Genomic DNA, 5,896 nt, shown 5'->3' on the forward strand with positions numbered 1-5,896 from the left:
GGTGGACTTCTAACATGGGGCTCGGCCTGGGGGGCCGGGAAGCAGTGCCTGGGATTCCCGCGCCGCGCGCGTATCCTTGGACACCCTCATCGGGGGATTGCCCAGACATGACCTTCCTGAATCCGTCGTCCCGCGCGCTTTGCGCCGCGGTGTTCCTTTGCGCTTCTTCCGCCCTTGCCGCGTCGCCGTTCGCGGAAGGCATGGTCTCCATCACGTTGGATGACGGCTGGAGCACGCAGTACTCGGCGGCGCGGCCCGCGCTCAAGTCGCGCGGCATTCGTGCCACGTACTACCTGGTCACCGACGCCGTGGCGCAGGGCTGGAGCGGCTACATGAGCCTCGCGCAGGTGCAGACGCTCTACGCGGAGAACAATGAGATCGCCAGCCACACGCGCACGCACGCGGACCTCACCTCGCTGACGCCCGCGCAGCTCACGTCGGAGCTGCACGACTCGCGCGCGTACCTGGCCACGAATGTCGGCGCGATGTGCGGCAAGGACTTCGCCTCCCCCTACGGCGCGTACAACGCGACGGTGATGACGTCGCTGAAGGCCGAATACGCCAGCCACCGCACCATCAACGCGGGCCGCAACTACCGCGACACGGTCATCTACGAGCTGCGCGCCAACGACGTGTCGAGCGCGGTGACGGTGGCGACGGTGAAGGGGTGGATCAACCAGGCCATCGCGGAGAAGAGCTGGCTCATCATCCTCTTCCACGAGTTCACCAGCGGCACGCCCACCCGCGAGACGCAGTACAAGACCACCAACTTCACCACCATCCTCAACTACGTGAAGTCCACTGGCATCCGCACCGTCACCGTGGCGGAGGGCCTGGCGCTGACCGACGGCCTCACCGAAGCCCCGCCCTCCGTGGGCACGGTCATCTACGACGACGCCATGGGCAGTGGGTTCCAGGACTGGAGCTGGGGGACCCACTCGCTGGACGAGGCCGTCACCGTGCACTCGGGCCCCACCGCCCTCAGCTTCGAGCCGGACTACTGGGAGGCGCTGATGTTCCACCACACGGGGCTGGACCTGTCGCTGTACCAGTCCATCGACCTGTGGGTGCACGGCGGTACGACCGGTGGGCAGCAGCTTCGGCTGGCGCTGTATGACAACGCCACGCCGCTGGGCAGCATCAACCTGGTGACGGTGCTGGGCCACCCCATCACGGCAGGGACCTGGGAGAAGGTCTCCATCCCGCTGACCGCGCTGGGCGCGACGTCCGGCACGGTGAATGACTTCTACCTGATGGACGACTCGGGGTCGGATCAGGGCACGGTGTACGTGGACGACTTCGTGCTCGTTCCGTACTGAGGCCTGAAGCACCGCGCGCGCCGGGGAGCGCCTGGCGCGCGCGGCGGTGGATGCGATTACAGGCGGACCAGCTCCACGTCATCCATGTGGATGAAGCTGGAGCCGTTGTTCGTGGGCGTGCTGCTGTGCAGGCCGAACTCCAGGTAGCCGTTGGCCGGCACGGTGACGGCAGGCGTCTCCACCAGCGTGTAGCCCCCGTAGGTGCCCAGGTTGTTGACGGCGGCCGCGCACGAGCCGCAGGTCTTCACCTGGAAGCGCGCGAAGTTGAACGCGCCGCCCTTGCGGACCCACGCGCGCAGCTTGTACGTGCCCGCGGCCAGGCCGGACTTCGTCTGGTACGTCCAGGCCTCGTAGGGCGCGCCCGACGTCCAGTGCGTCAGGTGGTAGCTGCCCGAGTGCCCGCCGTTGTACGTCTCCGAGATGGCGGCGCCCCCGGTGCCGTTCGGGCTCCAGGTGGTCCAGCCCGTCAGGCCCTGCTCGAAGCCCGCGTTGGTGAGGCCCAGCGACTGCGAGCCGCCCGGCTGGTACCAGCGCACCCATTCCACTTCCATCGTCTTGCGCGCGCCCCACGGCAGGTCGATGGAGTTCGGGGACGGGTGGCCGTACCAGTTGCCGCCCATCGCGAGGTTGAGGATGAGGTAGTGCGGCTGCTGGAACTCCGTCTCGTTGTGGCCGAAGGTCGCCGTGGACACGAAGTCCTTGTCCAGCCGGAACACGATGCTGTTCGCGTTCCACTCCACTTCGTACGTGTGGAAGTCCTGCGACAGGTCCACGCCGCGGCTCGCGCCCGTGCCCCAGTCCGCCTGCCCGCCGTTGTACCAATGCAGCGCGGACTTCATCCACGTGGGCTCGTTGGAGTGCCACTCCAGGATGTCGATCTCCCCCGCGCCCGGCCAGCCCGCGCTCTGGATGTTGGAGCCCAGCGTCCAGAACGCCGGCCACATGCCGTAGCCCGGCGGAATCTTGATGCTCGCGACGATCTTCCCGTAGCGCCCCTCCACCTTGCCCTTCGTGTGCAGGCGGCCGGAGTAGAACGAACGGAACTGGCCGCCGCAGCGCGAGTCGGTGGGGTTGTCCGCCGTGCGCTCCGCCGTGATGACCAGCTTGCCGTTGCCCACCGTCACGTTCTGCGCGCGCGGGAACTCCAGCTCGCCCGTGCCGAAGTTGCAGTTGTTGGTGACGGGGTCCCAGTTGCTCGTCAGCACCGTCCACGCGCCCGTGTTCAGCGACGTGCCGGTGAAGTCGTCCTGCCAGGACAGGTTCCAGCCCCCGCCCGGGTCATAGGCGCGCTCGCCCTGCTTCGCCTGACCGTAGGCCTCCGCCTCGACAGGCGCCTCCGAAGGGCCCTCCGGCTCGGGCGAACAGCCGGAAACGGTGGCGAGGAATCCCGCTGCGACAAGGCCAGCACGAGTGGCGCGCTTCATGGGTGCTCCAGGTAGGGGGAGCATTCATGATTGCCTGTTTTAACGTGTCTTGCCAGGAAGACATGGACACGGCGGGGCGGGTGTCAGCCGAGCCACTGGGGATTCTGGACGGTGCCGTCGAAGTGGTGGCTCGTCTTGTACTTCTCGTAGGCGCCGTCCCGGGCCGCGTCCTTCGTCTTGGCGAGGAGGGCCTGGACCTCCTTCTCGCTCAAGGGCTTGAAGCCGCGCGCGGCGGAGAGGGCCTGGTCCAGGCGGGCCTGGGAGTCGATGCCGGTGATGACGACGCTGACGGGCAGGGACAGGTTGTAGCGCAGGCACTCCGGCGCGGTGACGGTCTTGCTGTCGAGGATGAACGGGTCGCCCATGCACTTCATCGCGAGCACGCCGATGCCGTCCTTCACGAGCACGGGGAGCACGCGCTTCTCGAAGCTGTTGAAGTGGGCGTCCATCACGTTGAGGGGCAGCTGCACGGTGTCGAAGCGGAAGCCGTGCGCCTTCGCGGTCTCCAGCATCTTCAGGTGGATGTCCGGGGACTTGTGGCCGGTGAAGCCCAGGAAGCGCGCCTTGCCGGCCTTCTGGGCCTCCTTCAGCGCCTCCATCGCGCCGCCCTCGGCGAAGGCCTTGTCGGGGTCGCTCTCGCGGATGACCTCGTGGAGCTGGAGCAGGTCCAGGTGGTCCGTCTGGAGGCGCTGGAGCGATTCGTCGATCTGCTTCGCGGCGGTCTTCTTGTCGCGGCCGTCGATCTTCGTCATCAGGAAGGCCTTGGCGCGGTAGCCGTCGCGCAGCGCCTTGCCCATGCGCTCCTCGCTCTTGCCGTCGTTGTAGTCCCAGCAGTTGTCCAGGAAGTTGATGCCCTGGTCGAGCGCGCCCCGGATGAGGGCGATGCTCTCCGCCTCGTCCTGCTGCTTGCCGATGTGGAAGCCTCCGAGCCCCACGCAAGAGACCTCCTGGCCGGTGCGGCCCAGCTTGCGGCGGGGCACTCCGGGCGACTTCGCCTTCGACGGCGGGGCGCCGAGCACGTTGGGGGCGACCATCAGCGACAGCGTCGCGGCGAGGAATTCCTTCCGGGTCATGGGCGGGTGTCCTTCCGGCCACCGGGTGGCGCGGGTGGCGTCTGGGACGCCGAAGCTGGATCCGCGCGCGACGGCGCACAACGGGCGCTCGGGCCGAGTGTGTGGGAGCCACCGGTCTCCAGCGTCCGGAGGTGGAGATGCGTGGATGTGAATGGACGGCGTGTGCCGCATAATCGACACCCGCATGCGCATCCCCCTCACGCTTCGGGGCTTCGGCTTCGCCCTCGCGATGGTCCTCCTGTGCGCGTGCCGCATCGAATCCGCCGCGCCGTCGGGCGGGGCCGCCGTGTCGCAGGCCGCGACGCCCTCCGGCGAGGTGTGGGTCTACACGTCGATGTACCGGCACGTGCTGGATGCGCTGGAGCCGCTGTTGAAGGAGCGGCTGCCCGGCGTGCAGGTGCACTGGTATCAGGCCGGCAGCGAGAAGGTGGCGAGCCGCCTGGAAGCGGAGCGGGCCGCGGGCGCGGTGCGCGCGGACGTGCTGATGACGTCGGATCCGTTCCTCTACGAACGTCTGGCGCGGGATGGCGCGTTCCTCCGCTACGCCTCCGTGAACGCGCTGCGCATTCCTCGTTCGCTGATGGACCTGGATGCCCGGTACGCGGCGGTGCGCTTGTCCACGATGGTGCTGGTGCACCGGACGGGGGCGGGCGCGGCGCCGAAGTCGTTCGAGGCGCTGGTGGACGGGAGCTGGCAGGGGAAGGCCGCCGTCGGGGATCCGCTCACGTCGGGCACGGCGTTCACCTGGGCGGTGTTCATGCACGCGCGGCGTGGTGACGCGTACTTCGCGGGCCTGCGGGAGAAGGGCGCGGTGGTGGCGGGGGGCAACGCGGCCGTGCTCCAGAAGGTGGAGAGCGGCGAGGTGGACGCGGGCGTGTTGCTCCTGGAGAACGCGCTGGCGGCGAAGGCGAAGGGCGGCCCCATCGAGATCGTCTGGCCCGCGGATGGCGCGGTCGTCATCCCCGGGCCGGTGGGCCTGTTCGCGACGACGCGCAACGCGGTGGCGGCGAAGGCGCTGGTGGACGTGCTGCTGTCGCCGGAAGGGCAGCGCATCATCGTGGAGAAGGGAGACATGCACGCGGTGGATCCCCGGCTGGTCGGTCCTCGTGGCGAGCCCGGCGTGGAGGGCTTGCTGGGCCGTGCGCAGGCGTGGTCCCCGGCGGTGCTGGAGCAGGGCCTGCTGCGCGGGGGTGACATCAAGGAAGCCTTCAGCCGGGCGTTCGCGCGATGACGGGACGTGGCGGGGGACGGTGGCTGGCGCTGGGCGCGTGGCTGGTGCCGCTGCTGCTCTTCGCGGTGCTGCCGGTCGCGGCGTTGCTGCTGCGGGGCGTGGGCGCGGCGACGGGAGGGATGGGGCAGGTGCTCGCGGCGGAGTCGGGAGCCCTGTGGAACACGCTGGGTGTCTCCTTGGGGGCGACGGCGTGGGCGCTGGCCCTGGGGGCACCGCTGGCGGTGCTGCTGTTCCGCACGGACCTGCCGATGCGCGGCGCGCTCACGGTGCTGTTCACGCTGCCTTCGGCCATCCCCGCGTTCATCTGGGGCATGGGGTGGTTGTCGCTCGCGAGTCCCCGGGCCGGGTATCTGAACCGGATGTTGGGCGCGGACGTGTTCAACCTCTACGGGGCGGGTGGCATCGCGTTCGTGGAGGGGCTGTCGGGCCTGCCGCTGGTGCTGCTCGCGGGGGCGGCGGCGCTGCGACGCGTGGATCCGGCCCTGGAGGAGGCCGCGCGGGTGTGTGGTGCTTCTCCCCTGCGTGCGCTCATGAGCACCACGGTGCCGCTGGTGCTGCCGTCGCTGCTGTCGGGCGCGGTGATGGTGTTCCTCATGGCGGCGTCTTCGTTTGGCGTGCCGTACCTGTTGGGGGTTTCGGCATCGCCTCCCACGCGGGTGCTCACCACGCGCATCTATGAGCTGGTGCTGCTGGGCAGCGAGGAAGGACTGCCGCGCGCATCGGTGCTTGCCTTGTTCCTGCTGCTGCTGACGCCGCTGGCGCTGGGGCTGACGTGGTTGCTGGGGAGGACGGGGCGGGTGCGGTTGAGCGCGGGCAAGGGCGTGTCGCCGCGCGTGCTCGCGCTGGGGG

5 protein-coding genes are annotated in these 5,896 nt (G+C 69.3%); 3 read left to right on the plus strand and 2 right to left on the minus strand.

Annotation, left to right across the window (positions count from 1 at the left end; genetic code table 11):
* Positions 1-200: 200 nt before the first annotated feature.
* A complete protein-coding gene (locus D7X74_RS38720) occupies positions 201-1,319 on the plus strand; it encodes a polysaccharide deacetylase family protein (protein ID WP_233602439.1) in 1,119 nt (372 codons plus the stop codon).
* Between the two features lie 56 nt (positions 1,320-1,375).
* On the opposite strand, the gene D7X74_RS38725 is transcribed toward D7X74_RS38720, so the two are convergent.
* Positions 1,376-2,743 (minus strand): family 16 glycosylhydrolase, encoded by a 1,368-nt coding sequence (locus tag D7X74_RS38725; RefSeq protein WP_120537977.1) that lies wholly within the window; start codon positions 2,741-2,743, stop codon positions 1,376-1,378.
* A gap of 83 nt (positions 2,744-2,826) precedes the next feature.
* Positions 2,827-3,816 carry an aldo/keto reductase gene (locus tag D7X74_RS38730; RefSeq protein WP_120537978.1) on the minus strand — a complete coding sequence of 330 codons (990 nt, stop codon included), beginning with the start codon at positions 3,814-3,816 and terminating at the stop codon, positions 2,827-2,829.
* Positions 3,817-4,000: 184 nt separating this feature from the next.
* Between D7X74_RS38730 and D7X74_RS38735 the strand changes: the two genes are divergently transcribed.
* Positions 4,001-5,047: an ABC transporter substrate-binding protein gene (locus D7X74_RS38735; protein ID WP_120537979.1), complete on the plus strand. Its 1,047-nt coding sequence runs from the start codon at positions 4,001-4,003 to the stop codon at positions 5,045-5,047.
* Positions 5,044-5,896 (plus strand): iron ABC transporter permease (locus D7X74_RS38740; protein ID WP_147446841.1); only part of this gene is annotated, 853 nt, incomplete at its 3' end. The genes D7X74_RS38735 and D7X74_RS38740, both read left to right, overlap by 4 nt.

Origin of the sequence: Corallococcus sp. CA047B (genome assembly GCF_003612065.1) — a bacterium.
GTDB classification, from domain to species: Bacteria; Myxococcota; Myxococcia; order Myxococcales; family Myxococcaceae; genus Corallococcus; species Corallococcus praedator.

What these genes read in the sequence shown, in the direction of transcription:
- D7X74_RS38720 (WP_233602439.1), top strand. Translation starts at nt 201, where the DNA reads ATGGTCTCCATCACGTTGGATGACGGCTGGAGCACGCAGTACTCGGCG.
- D7X74_RS38725 (WP_120537977.1), bottom strand. Translation starts at nt 2,743, where the DNA reads ATGAAGCGCGCCACTCGTGCTGGCCTTGTCGCAGCGGGATTCCTCGCC.
- D7X74_RS38730 (WP_120537978.1), bottom strand. Translation starts at nt 3,816, where the DNA reads ATGACCCGGAAGGAATTCCTCGCCGCGACGCTGTCGCTGATGGTCGCC.
- D7X74_RS38735 (WP_120537979.1), top strand. Translation starts at nt 4,001, where the DNA reads ATGCGCATCCCCCTCACGCTTCGGGGCTTCGGCTTCGCCCTCGCGATG.